The organism is Bradyrhizobium sp. AZCC 1693, assembly GCF_036924745.1.
Taxonomy (GTDB): Bacteria; Pseudomonadota; Alphaproteobacteria; order Rhizobiales; family Xanthobacteraceae; genus Bradyrhizobium.
In genome coordinates this window covers 4,266,129-4,289,586 of the sequence record NZ_JAZHSD010000001.1, presented here as the reverse complement: position 1 = coordinate 4,289,586, position 23,458 = coordinate 4,266,129, and the positions used below count along the sequence as shown (strand labels likewise).

The following is a 23,458-nucleotide window of genomic DNA, read 5'->3' as shown; positions in this document are numbered from 1 at the left end:
CATTCAATTCGGAAGTTTGGTCGGCTGCCGGTCGAGGCGATGCAGCGCCGAGCGGAGATCGTCGAGCATGGTTGCGAAATCGCGGGTGAGCGCGGCCCGGCGGCCTACCAGCACATAATCATGGTGTGGTCGCATGGATATGACGTCCAGCCGCTTCACGAGTTCGCGAAGCCGGCGCCGGATGCGATTGCGCTCGGTGGCGGTACCGTTCTTTTTGGTAACGGTGAAACCGATCCGGATCGGGCCATCATCGTCGCGGAGGCGGCCCTGCACCACGAAGGCAGCGCTGTTCGCCCGCGTGCCATTGGCAACGGCGAGAAAGTCCGCCCGCTGCCTCAGCCGATCCATGAATGAAATCTCCGGAAGATCCGGCTCAGGCGCTCAGACGCTTGCGGCCACGCGCACGGCGGGCGGCGAGAACCTTGCGGCCGCCGGCGGTGGCAAGACGGGCGCGGAAGCCGTGACGGCGCTTGCGCACCAGTTTGCTGGGTTGATAAGTCCGCTTCACGGGTAGTTCTCCGCTGACCGGGCAATTTGCCTGTTGGATTGAGATTCGTCCGATGATGCGGGCCGACCCGAAAAAGGGCCATTTACGGCCCAAACGAGCCGCCCCCGGTGGAACCGGGCCATCGCGGACAGTTGGCGCGGCTTATACGGGAGCGACCTGTTTTCGTCAATGTCAGGGGTTGCCGCACCGGGCGTTCTTTGAAACGTCGCAATTGGGGCGAATATATCTGTTTTCGCGGGGTTTTTGTGGGCGAGAAGGCGGCGCGCCCCGACCATCGGAACCAGCGGACATTAGCGATCGGTAATTTGACCGGTCAGGGGCGCAGAACGCATCCTCGGAATCAGTGTACGGGTCAAGACCAGAGCCGGTCTGGTGTCCGGCAGGGCTCCAAACATGGGGCTCCAAACACAGAGATATCAAGGCGGATATTCGTGTCAGCGACTGACGAACAGCCGACCCCTCAAGCCCCGCGGTGCACGGGCCCGCGTCGGCTCGGCCTGTCCGGCAAGCTTTTGCTGCTGACCATCCCGCTGGTGATGATCGCCCTCCTGATGATCTACGTGCCCTCGATCGCGAATTTCTGGACCAACCGGCTGAACGACCGCCTCGCGGCGGCCAACACGGCCGCACTGGTGCTGGATGCGGCCCCCTTGGGGATGGTGCCGGATTCGCTGGCGCGGCAGATCCTGACCAGCGTCGGGGCACGCGCGGTCGCCATCAAGATGGGACAGCAGCGCCGGCTGCTCGCAAGCGCCGACCTGCCGGCGGCGATTGACCGTGATATCGACCTGCGGACGCTGACGGTGTGGTCTGCCATCGTCGAATCGTTCGAGACCATGCTGGAGACCGGCAACCAGACCATCCGCGTGGTGGGGCCCGCGCCCGGCGGGGCGCAATTCATCGAGGTGGTGGTCGATGAAAAGCCGTTGCGGCTGGCGATGTACCGCTTTTCCCGCAATCTGCTGCTGGTCTCGCTGGGGATCGCGATGCTCGCTGCGGGGCTGGTCTATCTGGCGCTGCATTATCTGTTCGTCCGCCCGATGCGGCGGCTGACGGCAAATCTGGTCGGCTTCCACGAAAATCCGGAAAGCGCGGCGCGCATCATCGTGCCGAGCCAGCGCGGCGACGAGATCGGCGTGGCGGAACGCGAATTGTCCGACATGCAGCGCGATCTGGTCTCGATGCTCTCGCAGAAGAGCAGGCTCGCCGCGCTCGGGCTTGCGGTGTCGAAGATCAACCACGATCTGCGCAATCTTCTCGCGTCCTCGCAATTGCTGTCGGATCAATTGGCCAGCGTGCCGGATCCGCGGGTGCAGCGCTTTGCGCCGAAACTGATGCGCTCGCTGGAGCGCGCCATCGATTTCTGCCAGTCGACGCTATCCTACGGCCGCGCCCAGGAAGCCGAGCCCGATCGTCGAATGATCCTGGTCGAACCCGTGGTAGCAGAGGTGCGCGAATCCGCGGGCCTCGCGGTCGATGCCTCGATCACCTGGATCAGCGCGATCGAGCGCTCGCTGTCGATCGACGCCGATCCCGACCAGCTGTTTCGCGTGCTGCTCAACCTGGTGCGCAATGCTGCCCAGGCGCTGGAAAGCGCCAAGGGCGATGCCGCGACCCTGCAGATCCGCATCACCGGCCGCCGCGAAGGCTCGGTGGCCATCATCGAGGTCTCCGACACCGGCCCCGGCGTGCCGGCGAAGGCGCGCGAGCACCTGTTCGAGGCGTTCCAGACCTCGGGCCGGCAGGGCGGCAGCGGGCTGGGGCTGGCGATCGCCGCCGAACTGGTCCGCGCCCATGGCGGTGACATCCATTTGGTCGAAGGCACCATCGGCGCCACCTTCCGGGTCTCGATTCCCGACCGCCCGGTGGAACTGCAGAGCGTCCGCAACGAGCGGGCGCGGGCGTAACTCGGTCGCCACGTCATTCCCCGATGTGCAATTGCCTGGCTTCGTGCAGATCACTGCAGCTTGACGCCCCCCGCCTTGCCGACCTGCGCCCACTTCTCCATCTCGGCCTTCAGATGTGCCGAAAACTGTTCACCGGTGCTGCCGACCGTGGTTGCGCCCTGAAGGGTGAGCTTGTCCTTGACCTCGGCCGAGGTCAGCGCCTCGACAGCCGCTGAATAGATTTTGGCGGCGACGTCGGCTGGAATGCCGCTCGGCGCCACCAGCCCATACCAGTTGTTGGCGAGCACCTGCGGCATGCCGAGCTCGGCCGTCGTCGGCACGTCGGGCGCGCTCGGGGCACGTTTGGCGCTGCCAATGGCGAGCGCACGGAGTTTACCCGCCGTCACGTTGCCGAGCAGTACGGGAATGTCGGCGAACATCATGTTGACGTGACCGCCGAGCAGGTCATTCACGGCGGGGGCGGCGCCGCGATATGGCACGTGCTCGATGTCGACGCCTGCCGACACCTTGAGCAATTCCCCCGCCATGTGCGGCACGCCGCCGATGCCGGTCGAGGCGAAATTGAGCTTGCCAGGTTTGGACTTGGCGAGCGCGATGAGTTCGCCGAACGTCTTGGCCGGGACGTTGTCGGCGACGACAAGCAATTCGGGAACCTCGACGACCTGCGTCAGGAGCTTGAGGTCCTTGTGCACGTCGTACGGCATCGTCTCGGAAAGCACCGGCGTGATCGCGAGCGGACCGGCGCTCGAAATGCCGATGGTGTAGCCGTCGGGCTCTGCTTTCGCGACCGCGCCAATTCCCGTCACGCCGCCCGCGCCGCCGCGGTTCTCGAGGATGATCGGCTGGCCCAGCAGAGGCGCCATCTTCTCCGTCAGCACACGGGCGATAGTGTCGGCCGGGCCGCCCGCCGGAAACGGCACGATCAGCTTGATCGGTTTGCTGGGATAGGACTGCGCTTGCGCCAATTGCGGCAAGACAAGAAGCGCGGCCACCATCATCCCGCGAACAAGACTTCGCATCATTACTCTCCTCCCATGTGTGAGGCGCTTGCTGCACCTCGTTCTTCATTGGTGCGTTACAGCTTCGCGATCCATGCCAGGATGGCGTCGACGACGGCGTCGGGTTGCTCCGGGATCAGCGCGTGGCTGGCGTTCGGAATGACGACGACGGACACGCGCTCGCCGAACTCCTCGCGGCTTTCGTTCCACTTCTCTTTCGGCTTGAACGGGTCCCCGTCAGGCACCAGGTCGAGCATCGGAACCGTGCCGGCCTGCCAGTATTCAGCCTGTTTCGTCGCGGATGCCGCCACGCTTTGCGCCTTGTTCGCGGCGGGTGCCCAGCCGCGGAGCCACACGGAGGCATCATGGGGTGGAAGGAAGAAGCCCTTGCGCAAGGCCGCGAGGCGCTGTTCGTCCGGCAGGCTCGCATCGCCGGATTGCTGCACTACGGCGCGCAGTTCATCCGGGTAGGCCTTGGCGGCGGCCGCCATGAGAACGATGCCGCGCACAAGCGCGGGATGGTCGGTGGCGGTCATGCGCGCAACCCAGTTGCCGTAGGCATGACCGGCGATCACGGCCGGGCCCGCGTTCTCGCGGGCAATGACATGCGCGACGTCGCGGGCGAGATCCTGCATGCGGATGCCTTCGAGCGGGCCCGTGCTCCTGCCGGCGCCACGCGGCTGCGGACGGAGGACGCGATAGCCGGCCTCTGCAAGCCGGGACGCGACATCGTCGAAATCCTCGGAGTCACGGCCGCGCGATGGCAGCATGACGATCAGCGGTCCGCGCCCTTCGGTGATGAGATCGATTTCGACATTGTCATAGCGTACGATTTCGCGGCTGCGCGCCACCTCGGCAGACGCTGCCGGGCCAGGCGGTTGCATCACCGGCCACATCGCGGCCAGGGCGACGATGGTCCGGGAGGTCCGCAAGCTGCGGCATATGACGTCACGCAGCATCCGCCTGCCCATAAAGTCCATATTTATGATCTATTCGACCCGCGCCGGTCATTTGACGTCCATGTCGACGCGCACGACGTCGCCGCGGTATATGCCCTTCGACACCAGCACCAGCCGCCCCCGCTGATCCACCGCCGAACGATCGACGAAACAGATCGGCGCATTCAGCGGCAATCCGAGCAGTTCCGAGACTTCCAGATCCGAACTGCCGATCGTCATGGTTTGACGTGCGCTTTCGATGTGCACGCCGGGAATGCTCGCGGCGAGGCGCATCGCGGTCAGCGTTGTGATGGCGCGCTTCGGCAGGCGGCTCGCCAGACCGGCGTCGATATAGACCTCGGCGACAAGGAACGGACGGCCGTCACGGGAGTGACGGCGCCGCAGCCGCCGGTAGCTTCGCGATATCGTGCCGATATCGTGCGGCCAGCGCTCGGGTGCAGGAACCAGCGTGTCCTCAAGCACCTCGATCGTCGCGCCGTCGCGCGTGTTCAACATGCCGCGGAGGTCGGTTGTCACATCGAGCCAGACATGCGCCCGCGCCTTTTCCGTGACGAACGTGCCCTTGGCGCGATAGCGCGAGACGAGGCCCTCGTCCTCGAGCAGGCCGAGCGCCTGGCGGATCGTCGCACGCGCGACGCCGCATTCGGCCATCAGCTGTTCGATGGTCGGGATCTGTGCGCCGGCCGGCCACTGGCCGGACATGATGCGGCTGCGGAACAAGGTCGCGAGCTGGATGTAGCGCGCCACGGCGCTACGGCTCAAAGGTACTCCGGCGTCGGTCAGGCTCGCCACGATTTTCCCTCGGCTGGCGGTTCGAATTGACAAAAGTCCGTATATATGACCTTTACCGCGAAGGAAAGGCCCTTGAAGCGGCCTGCATTGTCGACGGGCGAAAGCATGAAACTGCATTGGTCTCCACGGTCGCCATTCGTGCGAAAGGTGATGGTCGCTGTGCACGAACTCGGCCTGTCCGGAAAAATCGAATGCGTGCGCAGTATCGCGGCGATGAGCAAGCCTAACCCAGCGATCATGCTGGACAATCCGTTAAGCAAGATCCCGGCGCTGGTTCTCGGGGATGGCACGGTGCTGGTCGATTCGGCCGTCATCGTCGAATATCTCGACAGCCTCGCCGGAGGCGGCCGGCTGCTCGCGCCGGCGGGTCGGCTGCGCTGGCTGGTGCTGAGCCGTCAGGCCCTCGCCGACGGCCTGCTCGACCTGCTCGTGCTCTGGCGCAACGAACGCGAAAAGCCCGCCGGCCGGCAGACGCACGAATGGCTCGACGCCTTCGCCATCAAGGCCGCCGCCACGCTCGACCGTATGGAGGCGGAGGCGGGCGCATTGGAAAGCGAACCCTTCGGGATCGGGCACATCGCGGTCGGCTGTGCGCTCTCCTATCTGGACTTCCGCTTTGCCGATCTCGCGTGGCGCGAGGGCCGGCCCCGGCTGGCCGCGTGGCAGGCCACGTTTGCAGCGCGCCCGTCGGCCAGGGCGACGGAGATCCTCGATGGCTGAGCCGGCGCATTCACGCTCAGGTCCATTGACGCACATCCGCGTGCTCGACCTCGGGCGCATCATGGCGGCGCCGTGGGCGACGCAGATTCTCGCCGACCTCGGCGCCGACGTCATCAAGATCGAGCGGCCTGGCGCAGGTGACGATACGCGCGCGTGGGGGCCGCCGTTTCTCCGGGATCGGGAGGGCAACGTCTCTGGGGAGAGCGGCTATTTCCTCTCGGTCAATCGCGGCAAGCGATCGGTTGCCGTCGACATCGCGACCGCCGAGGGCCAGCAACTGATCCGCGCCATGGCGCAGCAATGCGATGTCGTGATCGAGAATTTCAAGGTCGGCACGCTGGCAAAGTACGGCCTCGATGCGGTGTCGCTGCGCGGGCTGAAGCCGTCGCTCGTCTATTGCTCGGTCACCGGTTTCGGCCAGGAGGGTCCGAGGAGCCAGAACGCCGCATACGACTTCGCCATCCAGGCCATGGGCGGCCTGATGAGCGTGACCGGCGAGCGCGACGGCGAACCCGGCGGCGGCCCGCAGAAGGTCGGCGTTCCCGTTGTCGATCTGATGACGGGCATGTACGCGGCGGTCGCCATTCTCGCCGCGCTCGCACGACGCGCCGAGACGGGGCACGGCGAGACCATCGACCTCGCCATGCTCGATGTCGCAGCGGCGTTCCTTGCCAACCAGGCGATGAATCATCTCGTTTCCGGCAAAACGCCGCAGCGCGGCGGCAACCGTCATCCCAACATCCAGCCGCAGGACGTGTTTGCGGCGTCCGATGGACAGTTCGTGCTCGCGGTCGGCAATGACGGCCAGTTCGCAAGGCTGTGCGAGGTGATCGGCGATGCCGGTCTGGCGCGCGCCCCGCGCTTTGCGACCAACGCTGCCCGCGTCCGTGCCAATGCCGACCTGACGGCGCTGTTGTCCGCCGCCTTCGCCGCGTGGAAGCGGGACGCGCTCGTTGCGGCGCTCGACGCCGCCGGCGTGCCGGCCGCGCCGATCAACACGATCCCTCAAGTTTTTGCCGATCCCCAGCTGCAGCATCGCGAGATGTTGCGGCACCTGCCGCATCCGCTCGCCGGCAGCGTCCCGCAGGTCGTAAGCCCGATCAGGCTCGCCGACGCGCCGTTGCGCTTCGATCGAGCGCCGCCTCTGCTCGGCCAGCATACGCAGGAGGTGCTGCGCGAACTCGGATTGCTTGCGGAAGGCGTATCGTGACCGGCGTCGAGGACCAACGCCCGCGCATTCCACTGCTCGATGTCGGAGACATGAACGCCGAGCAACGCCGTCTCCACGACTCCGTCGTGTCGGGTCCGCGCGGGCAGATGATCGGTCCGTTGCGCGCGGCGATCCACAGCCCGGAGCTGGCGTCGGCATGGTCGGCGCTCGGCGAGTTTCTGCGCTACCGCACCTGCTTGCCGCCACACCTCAACGAACTCGCGATCATCGTGACGGGACGGCGTTGGACGGCGCAGGTCGAGTGGTGGGTGCATGCGCGCGCCGCGATAGCGGCGGGTGTGAGGCAGGAGATCGTCGATGCCATCGCGGCCCTCGAAAGCCCGGTGTTCGACGACGCGGCGGAGTTGGAGGTCTACGAGTTCACGCGCGTATTGCAGCAGACCGGTCGCGTGCCGGCGGACACGTACCACGCCGTACTGAGCCGCTGGGGCGCGCGCGGCGTGGTCGAGCTGACGGCCGTGATCGGCTATTACACGATGGTGGCGCAGACGTTGAATGCGCACCAGTTGCCGCTGCCCGAGGGCGCGACGGGTCTGGCGCCCGAGACGATCCTGGTCACGCTGCCGCCGGGTCGTCACGGGAGCGCGTCGTGACGGCGCCCGATTACGAGACCGTTCGGGCGCCGGGCGCAGGCGTGCCGGGCTGGACGCTGCCGGCCGGCGCGTGCGATGCGCATTTTCACGTGTTCGGCCCGCACGATCGCTTTCCTCCGGCGGCCAGGCCGGTTTACGCGCTTCCCGAGGCGACGCCGCAGGTCGCGGCCGCCCTGCGCCAGACGCTTCGTCTGCAGCGCGGCGTGCTCGTTCAGCCGGCGCCCTATGGCAGCAATCCCGATGCCATGCTGAGCGCCATCGCCGACGCGGCCCGACGCGCTCCGCGGCATTGCGGTCGCATATCCCGGCGTCGACACCGGCACACTCGCGGCCTGGCGCGCCGCTGGCATCGTCGGGCTCCGCTTCGTCGAGATGCGCGCACCGGATGGCAGCCGCTATCCCGGCAGCGTCGGCTTCGATGCCATCGGGGTATTGGCGCCGCGCATGCGGGCGGTCGGCCTTCACGCTCAGCTATGGGCCAGGGCGTATGATCTCGTGGAATGGCTGCCGCATTTGCTGCGCTCGAAGGTGCCGCTCGTGCTGGACCACATGGCATGTCCTGATCCGCTGCATGGGCCCAATGCCGGGGCCTTCAAATCCATTCGCGCGCGCCTCGCCGACAGCGACGTCTGGGCCAAGCTGACGGTTTGCCGTGTGTCGCAACAACCCGGACATGACGATGCGCGCGCCTTCCACGATGCTCTGATCGCCGCCGCGCCGGAACGTGTCGTGTGGGGATCTGACTGGCCCTATGTGCGGATGAATCCGGCGCCGGATGCCGGTCAAATGCTCGATCTCCTGCGCTGCTGGGTGCCTGATCCGGCGCAGCGCGCCCGCATCCTCGTCGACAATCCAGCTCGCCTCTACGGCTTCGAAAGGACTACCCCATGAAAGGTCTCGAAACGCTCGAACGCTTCCGCATCGACGTCACCGATCACGTCGCTACGCTGACGATTACAGCGCCGCCGGTGAACTCGCAGGATCGCAAGTTTCGCGAAGAGATCATCCGGATTTTCGACGTGCTCGGCGCCGAGACCGACGTGCGCGCCATCGTGCTGACGGGCGACGGCAAGATTTTCTCGGCGGGTGCGGATCTGTCGGAGCGCCCGGCGCTGCTACAGGAGCCGGGCGGCTATTCGCGTCACAACCGTCTCGTGCGCGCCTCGTTCGATTGCGTGATGGAATGCCCGAAGCCGGTCATCGCGGCCGTCAATGGTGCTGCGATCGGCGCCGGTTGCGTGCTCGCCCTCGTCTCCGACATCCTCGTCATCGCCGAGGAAGCCTACATGTCCATGACCGAGGTCGATTACGGGCTTGCGGGCGGCGTCCGCCACGTCTTGCGCTCGTTCAGTCCGTCCGATGCGCGCCTGATGATTTATACAGCCAAGCGCATGTCGGGCGCCGACCTCTACCGCATGAACGTCGCGTCCGTCTGCGTGCCGCGTGAGCGTGTCGTTGCCGAGGCACAGGCGATCGGCAAGACCATCGCGGAGAAGGTGCCGCTCGCAGTCGTCGCGGCCAAGCGTTCGTTCGGATTGACCGAGGAACTGCCGCTGCGCGACGGATATCGCTACGAGCAGAGCCAGACCGCGGCGCTGGCCGAAACCGAGGACACGAAGGAGGCACTCGCCGCGTTCCGCGAGAAGCGCAAGCCGGTGTTCAAGGGGCGGTGAGGCGCCGGTGGCGGTCCATGGGCCCCGCTCGCTACCCGGCTGCGTCGATAGCAATCCGGGTGGGGCCACGTCGCCGGCACATTCACGCCCCGCGATCGGCTGGAAATCCCGCGTGGCGGGCGGTGCGCCCTGGCGGGAGTATTGCGACGCGCCGTGCCCGGAATTGCCTGTAATTGCAAGGAAATTTCGGGTGCCCGCCAACGGGCCTCCGGAACTGACGTCAAATTGACGGCCTCCGATTCGGCCGGCAAATCGCACGAAGCGGACCTTGCAAAGCGGGGCCGGAGCGGGTAGCTAAAGCGCTCTTTCGCGACCGTCCGGACCTTATTCGGACGCATCCGGGCCCCTTAAGCCCAATGCACAAGCGAAAACGCGCCCGTAGCTCAGCTGGATAGAGCACCAGACTACGAATCTGGGGGTCAGGAGTTCGAATCTCTTCGGGCGCGCCATTCAAATCAAATACTTAGAAAAGATCGCCGTTTGAGTGCGAAAGATTAAAACGGTTTTTCAAACGGCGGAATTTTCCTTGACCGGCTTAGCGGGAAGATTGCGCGAGCGGCCGATGTCGCAATTTAAGTCGCGAATGAACCCGCACAGCTTGTCGCCTGAGAGCTCAGACCATCTTTCGCAGCGCCGGTAAGAAGGATCGCCTATTGGATGTTCGATCCCGCTGTCCCATCCAGCCCGTCCCAGATTGGGAAGTCGGATGCAAGCAGAAAAGCCCATCTTGGAGTGTAGTCCGTACCCTGGGTTCGAATCCCACTCTCTCCGCCAGAAACTCCTTTCAGATAATTTCATCCAGTCCCAATTTCTGACGCAAACGCTTGCAATAACAGTTGCTTGCGCTGTATTTGGCGTTCCATTCAATTCCATCCTGTCTCGCCAAATCTCACGCCTAAGTGTATGTAGAAGTGTATGTAGAAGTGTATGTAGCCGGGTGCCGGTTTATGGCGCGGGGATTCGGAAAACTCACGGCCAAGAAGGTCGAGCAACTATCTCGGCGGGGGATGCACGCTGATGGCGGCGGCCTGTATCTCCAGGTGGCGAAGGGCGGCTCCAAGAGCTGGCTGTTTCGCTACAAACTTCATGGACGCACGCGCTGGCATGGCCTCGGGTCACTGCGCGACGTGAGTCTCGGGGAAGCGCGCGAAAAAGCAACTGATGCGCGCAAGGTCCGCCGCAAGGGCGCTGACCCGATCCAGGCCAAGCGCGAGGCGGAAGCCGCCGCCCGCATCGAATCGGCCAAGGCGATCACGTTCGGCGCGGCGGCCAAGCGCTTCATCAAAGCCAATCGGGCGGGCTGGAAAAATGCCAAGCACGCCGACCAATGGCTGATGACGTTGCTCGGCATCGACCAGAAAGGGAAACCGACCAAGAACGACTACTGCAAGACGATCCGTGATCTTCCCATCGGAGCGATTGATACCACGCTTGTCCTGCGGATCATCGAGCCGATCTGGGCGAGCAAGACCGAAACGGCCAGCCGCATTCGCAGTCGCATCGAGCAGGTGATCGATGCGGCCAAGGCGAAGGGCGAGTTTAAAGGGGAAAACCCGGCACGCTGGAAGGGACATCTGGATAACCTGCTCCCGGCCACGTCGAAGGTTCGCAAGGTCCGCAATCATCCGGCGCTGCCTTATCGGCAGTTGCCCGACTTCATGCGCAAGCTCCGCGAGCGAGACGGTGTAGCTGCGGCAGCGCTTGAGTTTCAAATCCTGACGGCCGTCAGGCCCGGCAACGCAGTTGCGGCAAAATGGGACCAGATCGATCAGCAGACATCAGTCTGGACCATTCCGGCCGCACTCATGAAGAGCGATGCCGAACACAGAGTGCCATTGAGCAAGGCGACGCTCGCCGTGCTCGGTCGCATGGAAGCCATGAAGGATGGCAACGGGTACATCTTCCCCAACAGCAAGGGCAAGCCTCTGAGTGACGCCTCGATGGCTGCGGTGATCGACAGGATGAATGAGCTGGAGCGGCCCTGGATCGATCCGAAGCTCGACCGCGAAATCGTGCCGCACGGCTTCCGGTCATCGTTCCGCGATTGGGCCGCAGAGCACGGCTATGACGATCCCATCGCCGAAGCTGCGCTCGCGCACAAGGTCAGCGACGAAGTGGTCGCGGCCTATCGGCGCACGACTTTCTTCGACTTGCGCAAGCGGATGATGGAGGACTGGGCTGACTATTGCGCCCGACCTTCCAGCAGCGTTGACACAATCGTGGCGTTCCGGGCGCAGTCGTGAAGCTGGAGACCCAAGCTTGGCAATACAGATTTCTCGATGAAAAGCGACTGGCAATCGCCTTCTCCATCGCCGGACGCCACTGATTTCGCCGCTGCGATCAGCGAGCTGGAAGACTCTAGGCGAGCATTTATCACGGCGTCGGCGCCTGCGCGCCGGCTGATTGAACGCGGAGGCGGCGACGCGCGGCCACTGGCAGTCGTTCACGCCGATGTCCGGTGTCGCGCGAAGCGGACGAAGGACCGGACATCGCAAGAACGACGCGATTGACCCAACCCAGACATACTTGGTATCGTGCTTGATCGAATAGGGATAGTAAACGGCACCGACTTTCGCGTCATGAATGACCTTGGTCGCGTCGAACCCGGCGGGGCTTCACAGCAACGCCGAGATCAAACGTCCAGCTGAATTTCTTGCCCGGAGTTCATGGGTGAGGCAAGCTCCCCATAGCTGCCGGCCCGGACACTCGGGGAACTGAAGATGAGGATTGTTCCCGCGCTGCTCTCGTCTGTGATCGTTTGTGGCTTGCTCGCGATACGGATGGCAACCGCCGCAGACGGTCCTCCCGCTTGGGCCTATACGCCGAACAATCCCGACTACAAGCCTCCCATCGATGACGGAAAGCCAGTTCGCGTGCCAGACAGCACGGCCGGCTATACCTGGAGCCAGTTGCGTGATCGTTTTGTTGCGCCCGTTTGGCACCCCAGCGACCACGGCGCGCTGCCGGACATCGTCGCGAACGGCCGCAAACCCGGTGTGTTCGCATGCGGATATTGTCACCGCGCCACCGGGCCTGGTGGTCCGGAAAACGCGGACCTTGCAGGGCTGCCGAAGAGCTACATTATCCAGCAGATGGTCGACTACAAGAGCGGGGCGCGAGGTACAGCCCTCCCCGAGCGAATTCCGCCAAAGCTAATGATCGAGCTTTCTAAGCCGATCACTGACGCCGAAATCGAAGCCGCGGCAGCCTACTTTTCGGCCTTGCAGCCGCGCAAACGCATCAAGGTCGTCGAGAGCGACACCGCGCCAAAGGCCTATGTGGCGGGTGTGCTTTGGGCTGCGGTGGAAACCAGCGAGCGCGAGCCGATCGGAGCGCGGATCGTGGAGGTCCCCGACGATTTGCTCCGCTTCGAAAGCCGCGACCCTCGATCGACCTTCACAGCGTATGCGCCAATCGGGAGCCTCGCCAAAGGCGAGGCGCTAGTCTTGAAAGGTGGGTCGGGCAAAACGATCCAATGCGCGTTGTGCCATGGCGCGGAGCTGAAAGGGCTTGGACCGCTGCCAAGCATTGCTGGTCGTTCACCGAGCTACATGTTCCGGCAGCTCTATGACTTCCAGCACGGCGCCCGAACGGGAGAATGGAGCCCGTTAATGGCCCAAGTTGTAGCCAATCTCGGCGAGCAGGACCTTCTCGCGATTGTAGCTTACCTCGCATCTCGCGATCCGTGAGCGGGCACGAAACCGCGCCACGCCATCACCGGGACAAGGTCATGCTCAGGAGCGTCGGCCCCAACTCCTGAATGTGCTTTGAGTAGGCATGGGAGGCGCCGGCCGTAGGCGAGCCTGAATAGTCTGGCGGCTCGTGTCGCATCGCTCTCTTCATAGAAGGGCATATGAGGTCCGGTTCTGGCCCACACCGACGAAATCCCGCGCTCGTCCAAGTGTCGGCTGTTAAGGGTCGACCGGAAATGGCTGACGTATGGCCAAAACGACGCGACTGGCGAGCAGGCTTTGGAAACTGTGCCCCCGGCAGGCCGTCGTCAGCATATATTTGGGCACAAGGAGGTGCGATATGGCGACAACAGCTACCCAAGTCGTTCTTGATACGCCTGCGGCGGAGTTTCGGCTTCCGGCCACCGACGGCAAGAATTACGCACTGGACGACGTTGCGGGCGAAAAAGGCACGGTCGTCGTCTTCATCTGCAACCATTGTCCCTATGTTAAAGCGGTGATCGACCGCATGGTTTCGGACGCCCGCGTGCTGATGTCGGAGAGCATAGGCTTTGCGGCGATTTGCTCGAACGATGCGGCGAGCTATCCCGAAGACTCATTTGAAAATATGAAGCGTTTCGCGAAGGCTCATGATTTCCCGTTTCCATACCTCCACGACGAGACCCAGACAGTCGCTCGGGCGTACGGGGCGGTCTGTACGCCGGACTTCTTCGGTTACAATGCCGACCGCAAGCTCAAGTATCGGGGCCGGCTCGACGAAGGCCGCACAACTCCGCCTCGCGCGGGGGCGCCCCGAGAGCTTGTCGAGGCCATGCGCGCGATTGCGACCGCCGGTCTGGCGCCGGCTGACCAAAAGGCGTCTATTGGCTGCTCGATCAAATGGAAGGACGAATAAAGCCGAGCCCTGTCAACATGTTTCGTACCTAAGACCGCCGCGTGCGGCAGCATTTGCTGCACATGTGCGATTTGACTAGCGGCATCACGAGGGCCCAGCGGCGGCTGCCGGAGGCGCATTCGCCCCTTCTGCTTCAGGTCTGCTTCCGGGCAACACGGACATCAACCGGTGAGATAACCAGCTAAGTCGGTCGAAAATGACCCGACTGAGACATTGGCGGCGGGGCTTCTGTCCCGCGTTTTGCGTTTAGGACCCCGGCGGCTCTTCGCTCGCCCCGGATGCCTCGTGGTGGATCGTGACACCCGCCGAACGCAAGCCGGTCAGCAACACAGTTCTTACAGAGGCAGGATCGAATCCAATATCCTTGGCGTTTGGTGGATGTGCCTCGCTGCCCTTCAATCGGAGCGCCAAGTGCAATTGCTCGCAAAGGTGCTGAACCACGAGATTGACCTGATCGTCAGTCATGATCTGCTTTTCCTGCTACCATTTTGCTACCCAACTAGGTAGCACACATGAAAATAGGGGCGATACGCGATTGGACCGCCCCAAGGATCAACCCCACGCGATTGCCCATGTACTTCAGCCCACGCTATGGGGCGATAACCAGAAGCGGGAGCCGGTGTCAATCACTGGCGATGCCCAACGGATGGTGCCGCATGCACCGGGACCTTCGCCCGGCGCTCCGAAGGGGAATTAAGGTCTTCGGCTCGACACGGTCGACGATGCGGCCTGCATGTCCGGTGTTGGCCCTTCCGCGACGTGCTGATCCCGCCGAATGGCCGCTTTGCGCCAGAAAGGCCGTTCGCTCAAAAGTCGCCCTTTGACCGTCAAAAGCAGAAAGTCGCCGGGCGGATAGCATGGGTAAAAAAACCCGCGACCGGGGGATCGTTCCTAGTCGGGACCAGGCATGACCTGGCCGACTGTCGCGGATTGCCGAACGTGCCTGGGCTGATAGTTTTAGATCGCCTTCGGGCTGACTCGCGAAGCGTTCGACCAGAAAATCGATGGACGGCCGCACCTGACCGCAAGGTGCCGCGTCGACGGGTATCATCATCGGCTGCGCGTCCATTCCGTGCGTGCCCTATGATCGTCAGATCCGTGTGGCAGGAGCGAGAGATCGGGATCCCGCCGCAGCCGCCGACATCGCAGCGTCGGCCGTGATTGCGGTCCCGATGGTCCACACTCGAGAATCGAAAACCCAGCCGTTAACGCCAGGGTTTTCGATTCTCGACGTCTCCTTCGAAGAACTCCGAACGTTTTTTGACCCCGATGCACTCTCGATCAGCAACAGCAATGGTGCAATTCCGAACTGTCAAAACTGCCCCGATCTCTCTCCAGCTAAAGGCAGGAAAGCCTCCCCTGCTCTGGAACACTGTACTTATACGGCTGGACACCGAGCCCCGTCCGAAGGCGGACAGCTGAGTCGGCAAAATCATCGGTGAACGCACCAGGGCTCGAACCTGGGACCCGCTGATTTGAAGCGCATGTCAGCGAGTTATCAGATCTCGAGCATTGCCGATATGCCGAAAGCATTGCGACGCTCGAATGTAGCGGTCTCGAATTTGAGGCCTAATTCGCGAGCGCGGCGCCAGGAATCCTCAAGCTCTGCGTGCGTCGGTCGGCGGGCGATCTCCGCATATTTGTCCCGGTACTTGGCGCTCGCCGGATCGCAGAAATTGTCGGGATGGAACTGCGCCATCACGTTCACCGGCGCGGCCGGCACGCGTTCGGCAATCCACTCCAGCACCGGATACGTGCAGCACGCGATGTGATTGGGCATCACCAGGTGGCGGATCGAGAAATCCTCCCCCCACTCGTCGAGCAGCTCAATGTTGCGCGTCACCGTCTCCCAGTACCATGGCGTTTTCGCCAGCGTCGTCGCGCAGCGGCCGGGACCGAATTTGAAATCGGGGAGCCACACATCGGTCAGGACGCGCAGGATCTTCATGCTTTCGAGAGTCATGAAAAAGTTGCTGTTCCAGAGCATCGGTGCATTGAACGCCCCCTCATAGAGAGCGGCGTCGGGCACCTCGTCGAACCAGAAAAAACGGTCAGCCTTCGTTTTGCGGGCTCGCGCCTGCTCCGCCTGCGTGGGTGTGTAGTCGCGGCCCAACAACGCGATGGCGTCGACGATGGAATGCAGGTGAATGACGACCTCGCCGCCGACCCAATTGATGTTGTGGCAACCCTCGCGGCGCAGCGTCCAGGCCATCGCCGCGAGCGTACGCGGGTCCGTCTCTTCGCCATTGTCTTTGTCGGTGCTGATGTCGCCGTTCTGGCAGAAGGCGCACCGCATGTTGCATGAGGTGAAGAAGATCGTGCCCGAGCCTTCGCTGCCGCGATAGAACAGTTCCTCGCCGGTGTGATGGAAATACGAGCTGACCCGTGAGCCAGCGGCGAGCTTGCAGGCGCCGAACCTGGTCCCCGCCACGCGGTCGACGCGGCAATCCCATGGACAGAAATTGCAGTGGCCGAGCATGCGGTAGGCGAGCTCACGGCACAGCTCCAGGAGGCTCGGTCCATCCGCCACCGGCGGCAAGCCGTTGACCCGCCTGGATCGCCTCCTAGCGCGCGAGAAATATCGGCGTGAGGCGGTCGAGTTCCGCCCAGAGCGCATCCTCGGCGCTGGCCGCCGGATCGAGCTTCGTGGCGACCGTCGCGGCAATGCGAAACTTGGCCGGTCGCCGGTTCTCCGCAACGGCCAGGTACCAAGACAAGGCGCCGCAGATGGATGGGTCGTCCCAAACTGTCAGTCTGGTCAAATTGCTCATGAGACCTGCTCCCGCGCCCTGGCGGTGGCCGGTGAAGCGCGATCGCGCGCCGGCGACCGTCGGAGGCTTGCTTTAGAGTTCAGTCTTCGCGATTTCACTGCACCCGGTATTTGCTCATGTAGTGTTTGCGCAGGATCTTGCGGGTCTGCTCCGCAAGGCGCCTGTTAGCACTCACCTGCGGCTCGTCGCGGCGCTCCGGCGGCTTCGGCCGATGCGGATGAGGGCGTTGTTTGGTCGGTTGTTGCCTTTGGGTCAAAGTGGCAGACCTTCGTTCATGCGACGATCTCGACCGGACTGCCGATGGCAAGACCGAGATCGCGGTCCGCCCGCCCCTGATTGACGGCAAGTTCGGCCAACCCGTTGGAGTTCTCATACCAGAAAGCCGCGCCTGGCGGCAGATCACTGAAGGTCCTCGCGCGATCCAGAACCCGACCTGCCGCGGTCAGCCTTGCGCCGGGCGGCAGCATAGCCGCCCTCAGCCCGGTCATGGCATTGCCGTAGTGATCGACGTAGACGATCTCGCAGAGGTCATCCGGCCAGTCTGCCCGGCGATCTGCGCCATCGTGACGTGGCTGGCCGGGGGGCGGATCACCGCGCGCCAGCATGGCTGCCACCGGGGCGAAGAGGTCGCGCCCGTGAAAGCTGGCCGAGAGATGCTTCGGCTTCCAGTCGATGTCCCAGCTGTGCGTCTCTCGGGCTCTGCGCTGGATCAGCTCGAACAAGCCGTTGCCGGGACCGATATACCAGCGGCCGTCGGCCTCGAGAAAAATGGATGGCCGCGTCCCGCCGACGCCGGGATCGACAACGCAGAGAAAGACGGTTCGCACCGGAAACCATGCGGCATAGGCCGCCAACAGATACGCCGATGCCTTAGGGTTGCCGACTGGCGCATCGGCGAAGAGGTCGATAATGGGTATGCCCGGCGCCATCTGGTGCAGCACCGCCTTCATCTGCCCGTATAGGGGCCGTGCAACCCAAAATCCGTGAACAGCGCAATCATGGTGTCAGCTCGCCCAAGTGCGTGTGTCCACTTCGCTCGAAAACGCTATACTGGTCCATCCGAGCCGTACGACGGACGCGGTCACAGCTGCACGCCAAATCCCGCTTGCTCTCCCTCGATCGGCTCGCCCATCGTGATCGGAGGCTCGGCGCAATGTCGATCTCGCGTCTGCTCATCATCTTCGGCTTGTCGCTCGTTGCGCTTGGGCTGCTATGGCCAGTGATAGTGGCGGCTTGCAATCACCTTCCGGCAGCCTACCATGGAACGCGTAGCTCACCCTGCAGGAGCGCTGCCATGGAACTCACCGTGGTGCCCATCGTCAAGCCGGCCGACGCCAACTTCATCTTCGGGCAGTCGCATTTCATCACGACCGTGGAAGACCTCCACGAGGCGCTGGTGGGCACGGTTCCACGGATCCGCTTCGGGCTGGCCTTCTGCGAGGCCTCCGGTAAGCGGCTGGTGCGCTGGTCGGGTAACGACGAAACCTCACTCACCCTCGCACGCAACAACGCGTTGGCCATCGGCTCGGCGTGGTGGATGGCGCCTCGCCGCTGGGTGTCGAAACCGACACCGACATTGCGTGGCGGAAAGACCTGCTGCGAAAGATCGGCTACAAGCTGTAGTGGCTGGATGAAGCCGAAGCCGACAGGGTGCACCACCACCTGCAGCTGACGCTGCTATGCATCGAACGCGACGAAGCACGTGCCAGGATCGCGGCGAAGATCGCAGCAGGACAATGAGGACGCCATCGCGATCGGTGACCGTATCCTCACTGGCGACATGGACGCGCCGGTGGTCATGACGGCGCCGATCGCCGCAGGTCCCATGCCCTCACTCAGGCGCTAGGCGGCTCTTCGTTTCCCGTAGCGATCAAACCCCACATCTCCGTCGACTCGCCGCTTGCACCCGGAGACACCCTGCTCCTTTGCAGCGACGGCCTCACCGATATCGCCAATCAGATCATCAGCTACACGTTGAGGACGGCCAAAGACCCTCTTCGATCTGCGCGTGAACTCGCAGCAAAGGCGTTCCGGGCGGGCGCTAAAGACAACGTGTCTCTAATTGTCGCGCGACGTACGGACGCGTACTGAGCACAAGCGCCGAATTTCCGAATGCCCACCCCGGAGCTCATCCAAGGATAGCCAGGTTCATGTCGGCTTCCGGGGATGGAATAGCTCTTCGACGGACCGTTTCGGATCCTTGATCCGAGAGCGGTCCTTGCGATCATTCTTCTCTGCTTCGAGCTTCTGCAGGAAACGGAAACGCGGCGATCGGGTCGCGTGCCCCGATCGGCCGTGCTTGGTCATGCCGAAACCCTTTTGGCCGCCATGCGTCATTTGATCACCAACGAAAGCTGTGCGGCTCATTTCTTGCACCCGGGAGCCGCCACCGGAGCCAACCAATGCGGTTCGCCGAAAGCACGATCAGAGAGAAAGGATAGCCCTCACCGTCAAAAGGCGGGAGGCCGGGACGGTCGGTTTGCGAGAGCAACAAAATGCTGCAGTGCGGCACGTTGGGCCAGTTCGCCGCGCGCGCCTGCGGACCTGTCGGGCCACGCGATCATCTTGGGGCCGGTCAGTGTGAGCACGAACTGGTCTTCCGAAAGGGCGGCACGATTGCGTCGGTTCGCGTTGCTTCGGCGTCATGGATCAATCAGGTCGAACGCTGGTTCGCCGAACCCACCAGAAAACGGCTCCGGAGAGGTGTTCATACCTCCGTCAGGCAGCTCGAGGCCGATATTCGCGCTTTCATCGACCGGCATAACGAAACTCCAAAGCCCTTCAAATGGACAAATCTGCAGACCAAATCTTGGCTTCAGTTAAGCGCTTCTGCCGCAAAGCTCAGCATACCTTATGCGACGAAATTTAGATTCACGTGACTAGCACCACTAGATTTCCCTCCGCAGACCGGCGCGCTCGTGGCGGATACATTGCGGCCGGGCGGGTGCGTTTAGCGCGTTCTTCACCATCTGACCAAGCGCCACGAAGTCGCCCTTGCGTGGAGACGTCCGGCGCCACGCCAGCCCGATACTGCGGCCCGGTTGCGGTTCGACAAAACGAAGGAGCTTCACTCGGTCGTCGCGCAACTCGACATCAGCCGCGACTTCTGGAACTAGCGTGGCGCCATATCCGCTCGCCACCATCTGCATGACCGTTGCAAGGCTCGTTGCACTGAGGCTCGAGGCCACATTCCAACGCCCCTTGGCACAGTACTCAAGCGCCTGATCCCGCAGACAATGGCCTTCTTCCAGCAGAATGAGCTTACGCTTCCTCACCTCGCCGGGCGTCACGCGCGCCGTTTCCGGAAGAGGGTCGTCGACGGGTACAGCAAGGAGGAAGCGGTCTCTCACTAGTTGGAAAACTTCAACCGCGGCCGTCTTGAGCGGCAGCGCCAACAACAATACTTCCAGACCGCCACGCTCGAGATCTGCGAGGAGCACCTTGGTCTGTGCTTCCACCAAATCAAGGCGCAGATCGGGATACTCGTGCTCCAGTTGCGGTAGCAACCGCGGCAAGATATACGGCGCCAGCGTCGGGATGATGCCAAGGCGCAACGTTCCGCTCAACACCTTGGCTCCATGTTGAGCCAGGTCTGTCAGGTCGCGCACTGCACCGAGGATCGCTCCGGCGCGTTGCGCGATCTCGATGCCAAGTTCAGTAAACATCGGCGCGCCGGGGCGCCGCTCGATCAACTCTATGCCGAGCAGCCCTTCCAGCTCGTGAATCTGCATTGAAAGAGCAGGCTGGCTGACACAACACTCCGCCGCGGCTCGTCCGAAATGCTGATGACGGGCAAGCGCATCAAGATAACATAGCTGCCGGGTCGTGATCACCCCGATAAGATATTCTTAATGCCGCGGCAAAGCAATTTGATTGGCTTTTTGGCCGCTCGCTCAAAACATTGGACGGCTTGAAATCGTGTGGGTTGAAATCACCAGCGCAAGCGTGCCGCACGTGCACGCTCCGAGGGGCGCTGATGTGCGGACAAGCAAAGGGAGGACCACAAATTCGGACTTAGACGCCCGCGGCGCCCGCGAGGTCGCCTGATCAAATCGGAACCATCCATGGTAGGCAAGCAAATCGCATTTTCCGGCAGGGCGCGTGAAAGCATGCTGCGCGGTGTCGACATTCTCGCCAACGCGGTGCAGGTGACGCTCGGGCCCAAGGGCCGCAACGTGGTAATGGAAAAGTCGTTTGGCGCACCCCGCATTACCAAGGACGGCGTGACGGTCGCCGGAGATATCGAGCTCGAGAACAAATTCGAGAACATGGGGGCGCGGCTCGTGTGCGAGGTCGCGAGCAAGACCTCCTATGTCGCCGGTGACGGCACAACCACCGCAATCGTGCTGGCGGCTTCCCTCGTTCGCGAAGGCACCAAGGCAGTCGCCGCCGGCATGAATCCAATGGACCTGAAGCGCGGCATCGACCTTGCGGCCGAGGCTGTCGTCGAGGATCTCAAGAGGAACTCGAAGAAGATAACTTCCAACGACGAGATCGCGCAGGTCGGCACCATCTCCGCCAATGGCGATGCCGAAATCGGCAGGTTGCTCGCCGAGGCCATGAAAAAGGTAGGCAATGAGGGCGTGATAACGGCCGAAGAAGCGAAGTCGCTTGAGACTGAGCTCGACGTGGTCGAGGGCATGCAGTTCGATCGGGGCTATGTCTCGCCCCACTTCATCACCAATGCCGACAAGATGCGGGTGGAGATGGAGAATCCTTACGTCCTCGTGTATGATAAAAAGCTCTCGGACTTGCGGGAACTTCTGCCGCTATTGGAAGCCCTGGCGCAGGCGGGTAAGCCGCTGCTCATTATTGCCGAAGAGATCGAAGGCGAAGCACTCGCCACCCTCGTGGTGAACAAGCTGCGCGGCGGCCTCAAAGTCGCGGCGGTGAAAGCGCCCAGCTTTGGCGATCGCCGCAAGGCGATGCTGCAAGACGTCGCCATCCTCACCGGTGGCACCGCCATCCTGGAGGATCTCGGCATCAAGCTTGAGAACGCCACGCTCGACATGCTCGGCCGCGCCAGAACGGTAATGATCGACAAGGAAAGCACCACGATCGTCGGAGGCGCCGGCAAGAAGGAGGACATCGAGGCCCGCATCAACCAGATCAAGAAGCATATCGCGGAGACCACCTCCGACTATGACCGCGAAAAGCTAGAGGAGCGGCTCGCCAAGCTCGCCGGCGGGGTGGCAGTGATCCATGTTGGCGGGGCGACCGAGATCGACGCGAGGGAGCGCAAGGATCGCGTCGACGACGCGATGCATGCGACGCGCGCCGCGGTCGAGGAAGGCATCTTGCCGGGCGGTGGGGTGGCGCTGCTGCGCGCCGCCAAGGTGCTCGACCGGGTGAAGCCTGCCAACGAGGACCAGAAGCACGGCGTTGACATCGTCAAGAAGGCAATCAGCTGGCCAGCGCGCCAGATTGCACTAAACGCCGGTGCCGACGCCTCGGTGGTGGTCGGCAAGATTCTGGAGAAGGAGCGGTACAACTGGGGTTATGATGCCCAGACTGGCGAGTACGGCGACCTGGTCTCCAAGGGTATCATCGATCCAACCAAAGTGGTGCGCACCGCGCTGCAGGACGCGGTCTCAGTCGCCGGCCTGCTCATCACCACTGAGGCCATGGTTGCCGAGCTGCCGACGCCGCCGCCTCCACCTTTGCCGGGCCATGACCACGACCACCATGGCGGCGACATGGAATTCTGAGCCGATCGCGATCGCGCACACCGCCCCCTCGGCCGCGCTGACGGTCGCAGGCCCCCCGCGAGGAGGAGTCGTCTTGTGAGAGCACCCATGGTAAGATTTTTGACGTCAGAAATATCGAGCGCCCGCTTGGAGAGTTCCGCCTGTCGATAGCGAGGATCTCGCGTTGAAGACAAAACCACTTGGCGTTACGCGCCGAACCGTCTTGACCGCCGCCGTTGCGGGGAGCTCTGGCTTTGCAAGCGCCGCTCTCGCCTTATCACCGCCCCCGAACGATTACGCGGTGGATCTCGTCAAGCAACCGACCGGAAAAACCCCGACCGCATCCGATCGTCTGCATCTGGTGATGCCGCGGACCTTTCCGAATGGATACACTGTGCCGCTTACGCTCGCGATCGATAGTCCCATGACCGAGGCCGATCACGTCAGGCACGTTTCTATACTGGCGCCACGAAACCCGCTTGTAGAGGTCGCCACGTTCCACTTCGTCCCACAACGCAGCGAGCCCCGCGTATCGACGCGTATTCGCCTCGCCGAACCACAATACGTTCTGGCGGTGGCGGAGATGAACGACGGTGCATTGCTGATGACCGAAACCTGGGTCGAGGTTGCCACCAACGGATGCAAGTGACGGAAGGAGGTGCGGAATGTTCACTCCGGCGCCCCGTGTGCAAGTGCCAAGTGCCGTCACGAACGGTGAAGTGTTTCCTGTGAAGACACTGATCAGCCATCCGATGGAGACCGGGCTGCGGCACGATGACCAAGGCAACGTCATCCCGCGCAAGATCGTCAACAAGTTTACTTGCCGCCACAATGGCGTCGTGGTGTTCAGCGTCGATCTCCACGAAGCAATGGCGACGAATCCTTTTATCGAGTTCTACTTGCGCGCGACAGAGAGCGGCCGGCTCGAATTCGTTTGGGAGGAGGATGGCGGTGGCATCTATGTATTGGAGCACCAGCTCACTGTCGCCTAATAATGTTGTAGTAATGCTGCCATGCTCCTTTTCACGCCAA

Annotated in this window: 22 protein-coding genes, 1 tRNA gene and 3 pseudogenes; 15 read left to right on the top strand and 11 right to left on the bottom strand. The window is 63.0% G+C overall.

Features of this window, described 5'->3' with window-relative positions; all coding sequences use genetic code 11:
• Window positions 1-3: 3 nt before the first annotated feature.
• Both rnpA and rpmH read right to left on the bottom strand, forming a co-directional pair.
• Complete coding sequence (gene rnpA, locus V1293_RS20525) at window positions 4-348, bottom strand: ribonuclease P protein component (RefSeq protein ID WP_334511716.1); 345 nt, start codon at window positions 346-348, stop codon at window positions 4-6.
• Window positions 349-373: 25 nt separating this feature from the next.
• Window positions 374-508, bottom strand: a complete 135-nt coding sequence (rpmH, locus tag V1293_RS20520) for a 50S ribosomal protein L34 (protein ID WP_008542748.1) — start codon at window positions 506-508, stop codon at window positions 374-376.
• Between the two features lie 431 nt (window positions 509-939).
• On the opposite strand from rpmH, the gene V1293_RS20515 reads away from it, so the two are divergent.
• Complete coding sequence (locus V1293_RS20515) at window positions 940-2,415, top strand: HAMP domain-containing sensor histidine kinase (RefSeq protein ID WP_334511714.1); 1,476 nt, start codon at window positions 940-942, stop codon at window positions 2,413-2,415.
• Window positions 2,416-2,465: 50 nt separating this feature from the next.
• Here V1293_RS20515 and V1293_RS20510 read toward each other — a convergent pair whose 3' ends face one another.
• Genes V1293_RS20510 through V1293_RS20500 form a run of 3 tightly spaced genes read right to left on the bottom strand, consistent with a single transcriptional unit; the run spans window position 2,466 to window position 5,134 of the window.
• Window positions 2,466-3,434, bottom strand: a complete 969-nt coding sequence (locus tag V1293_RS20510; protein ID WP_334511713.1) for a Bug family tripartite tricarboxylate transporter substrate binding protein — start codon at window positions 3,432-3,434, stop codon at window positions 2,466-2,468.
• Between the two features lie 56 nt (window positions 3,435-3,490).
• Entirely contained in the window at window positions 3,491-4,393 is a 903-nt protein-coding gene (locus V1293_RS20505; RefSeq protein WP_334511711.1) for an alpha/beta fold hydrolase, read from the bottom strand.
• A gap of 27 nt (window positions 4,394-4,420) precedes the next feature.
• Window positions 4,421-5,134: a GntR family transcriptional regulator gene (locus V1293_RS20500; RefSeq protein WP_334511709.1), complete on the bottom strand. Its 714-nt coding sequence runs from the start codon at window positions 5,132-5,134 to the stop codon at window positions 4,421-4,423.
• A 102-nt stretch (window positions 5,135-5,236) separates the two neighbouring features.
• On the opposite strand from V1293_RS20500, the gene V1293_RS20495 reads away from it, so the two are divergent.
• The 9 genes from V1293_RS20495 (at window position 5,237) to V1293_RS20455 (ending at window position 13,968) form a co-directional block, all read left to right on the top strand.
• Window positions 5,237-5,884, top strand: coding sequence for a glutathione S-transferase family protein (locus V1293_RS20495; RefSeq protein WP_334511707.1), 648 nt, complete (start codon window positions 5,237-5,239; stop codon window positions 5,882-5,884).
• The gene (locus V1293_RS20490; RefSeq protein WP_334511705.1) at window positions 5,877-7,094 is read left to right on the top strand and encodes a CaiB/BaiF CoA transferase family protein; all 1,218 of its coding nucleotides are present in this window, start codon (window positions 5,877-5,879) and stop codon (window positions 7,092-7,094) included. Before V1293_RS20495 ends, V1293_RS20490 begins: the two co-directional genes overlap by 8 nt.
• Window positions 7,091-7,708: a carboxymuconolactone decarboxylase family protein gene (locus tag V1293_RS20485; protein WP_334511703.1), complete on the top strand. Its 618-nt coding sequence runs from the start codon at window positions 7,091-7,093 to the stop codon at window positions 7,706-7,708. The genes V1293_RS20490 and V1293_RS20485 overlap by 4 nt, the downstream gene beginning before the upstream one ends.
• A gap of 288 nt (window positions 7,709-7,996) precedes the next feature.
• A complete protein-coding gene (locus V1293_RS20480) occupies window positions 7,997-8,599 on the top strand; it encodes an amidohydrolase family protein (protein ID WP_442894362.1) in 603 nt (200 codons plus the stop codon).
• Complete coding sequence (locus V1293_RS20475; protein WP_334511702.1) at window positions 8,596-9,381, top strand: enoyl-CoA hydratase/isomerase family protein; 786 nt, start codon at window positions 8,596-8,598, stop codon at window positions 9,379-9,381. The genes V1293_RS20480 and V1293_RS20475 overlap by 4 nt, the downstream gene beginning before the upstream one ends.
• 372 nt (window positions 9,382-9,753) lie before the next feature.
• Window positions 9,754-9,830, top strand: a tRNA-Arg gene (locus V1293_RS20470).
• A 450-nt stretch (window positions 9,831-10,280) separates the two neighbouring features.
• On the top strand, window positions 10,281-11,624 hold the full coding sequence (locus tag V1293_RS20465; protein WP_442894259.1) for a tyrosine-type recombinase/integrase: 1,344 nt from the start codon (window positions 10,281-10,283) through the stop codon (window positions 11,622-11,624).
• 477 nt (window positions 11,625-12,101) lie between these two features.
• Window positions 12,102-13,070 (top strand): c-type cytochrome, encoded by a 969-nt coding sequence (locus V1293_RS20460; RefSeq protein ID WP_334511700.1) that lies wholly within the window; start codon window positions 12,102-12,104, stop codon window positions 13,068-13,070.
• 343 nt (window positions 13,071-13,413) lie between these two features.
• Window positions 13,414-13,968 carry a thioredoxin family protein gene (locus V1293_RS20455; protein ID WP_334511698.1) on the top strand — a complete coding sequence of 185 codons (555 nt, stop codon included), beginning with the start codon at window positions 13,414-13,416 and terminating at the stop codon, window positions 13,966-13,968.
• A 246-nt stretch (window positions 13,969-14,214) separates the two neighbouring features.
• Here V1293_RS20455 and V1293_RS20450 read toward each other — a convergent pair whose 3' ends face one another.
• The 5 genes and pseudogenes from V1293_RS20450 to V1293_RS20430 form a co-directional block, all read right to left on the bottom strand.
• Window positions 14,215-14,433 carry a hypothetical protein gene (locus V1293_RS20450; protein WP_334511696.1) on the bottom strand — a complete coding sequence of 73 codons (219 nt, stop codon included), beginning with the start codon at window positions 14,431-14,433 and terminating at the stop codon, window positions 14,215-14,217.
• A gap of 1,033 nt (window positions 14,434-15,466) precedes the next feature.
• A complete protein-coding gene (locus tag V1293_RS20445) occupies window positions 15,467-16,498 on the bottom strand; it encodes a radical SAM protein (protein ID WP_334516813.1) in 1,032 nt (343 codons plus the stop codon).
• A gap of 34 nt (window positions 16,499-16,532) precedes the next feature.
• Entirely contained in the window at window positions 16,533-16,739 is a 207-nt protein-coding gene (locus V1293_RS20440; RefSeq protein ID WP_334511694.1) for a hypothetical protein, read from the bottom strand.
• Between the two features lie 272 nt (window positions 16,740-17,011).
• On the bottom strand, window positions 17,012-17,344 hold the full coding sequence (locus V1293_RS20435) for an SAM hydroxide adenosyltransferase (protein WP_334516811.1): 333 nt from the start codon (window positions 17,342-17,344) through the stop codon (window positions 17,012-17,014).
• Window positions 17,333-17,692: pseudogene (locus V1293_RS20430) on the bottom strand (SAM-dependent chlorinase/fluorinase); the annotation flags it as partial. The gene V1293_RS20435 and the pseudogene V1293_RS20430, both read right to left, overlap by 12 nt.
• Before the next feature lie 341 nt (window positions 17,693-18,033).
• On the opposite strand from V1293_RS20430, the pseudogene V1293_RS20425 reads away from it, so the two are divergent.
• Window positions 18,034-18,362 (top strand): annotated as a pseudogene (locus V1293_RS20425) (adenosine-specific kinase).
• Window positions 18,363-19,375: 1,013 nt separating this feature from the next.
• Window positions 19,376-19,608: pseudogene (locus V1293_RS20420) on the top strand (IS630 family transposase); the annotation flags it as partial.
• A gap of 19 nt (window positions 19,609-19,627) precedes the next feature.
• Here V1293_RS20420 and V1293_RS20415 read toward each other — a convergent pair.
• A complete protein-coding gene (locus V1293_RS20415; RefSeq protein ID WP_334511690.1) occupies window positions 19,628-20,572 on the bottom strand; it encodes a LysR substrate-binding domain-containing protein in 945 nt (314 codons plus the stop codon).
• 231 nt (window positions 20,573-20,803) lie between these two features.
• Between V1293_RS20415 and groL the strand changes: the two genes are divergently transcribed.
• The 3 genes from groL (at window position 20,804) to soxZ (ending at window position 23,418) form a co-directional block, all read left to right on the top strand.
• Entirely contained in the window at window positions 20,804-22,447 is a 1,644-nt protein-coding gene (groL, locus tag V1293_RS20410; protein WP_334511689.1) for a chaperonin GroEL, read from the top strand.
• 280 nt (window positions 22,448-22,727) lie between these two features.
• Window positions 22,728-23,075, top strand: coding sequence for a thiosulfate oxidation carrier protein SoxY (locus V1293_RS20405; protein WP_334511688.1), 348 nt, complete (start codon window positions 22,728-22,730; stop codon window positions 23,073-23,075).
• A gap of 16 nt (window positions 23,076-23,091) precedes the next feature.
• Entirely contained in the window at window positions 23,092-23,418 is a 327-nt protein-coding gene (gene soxZ / locus V1293_RS20400; protein ID WP_334511687.1) for a thiosulfate oxidation carrier complex protein SoxZ, read from the top strand.
• Window positions 23,419-23,458 lie beyond the last annotated feature (40 nt).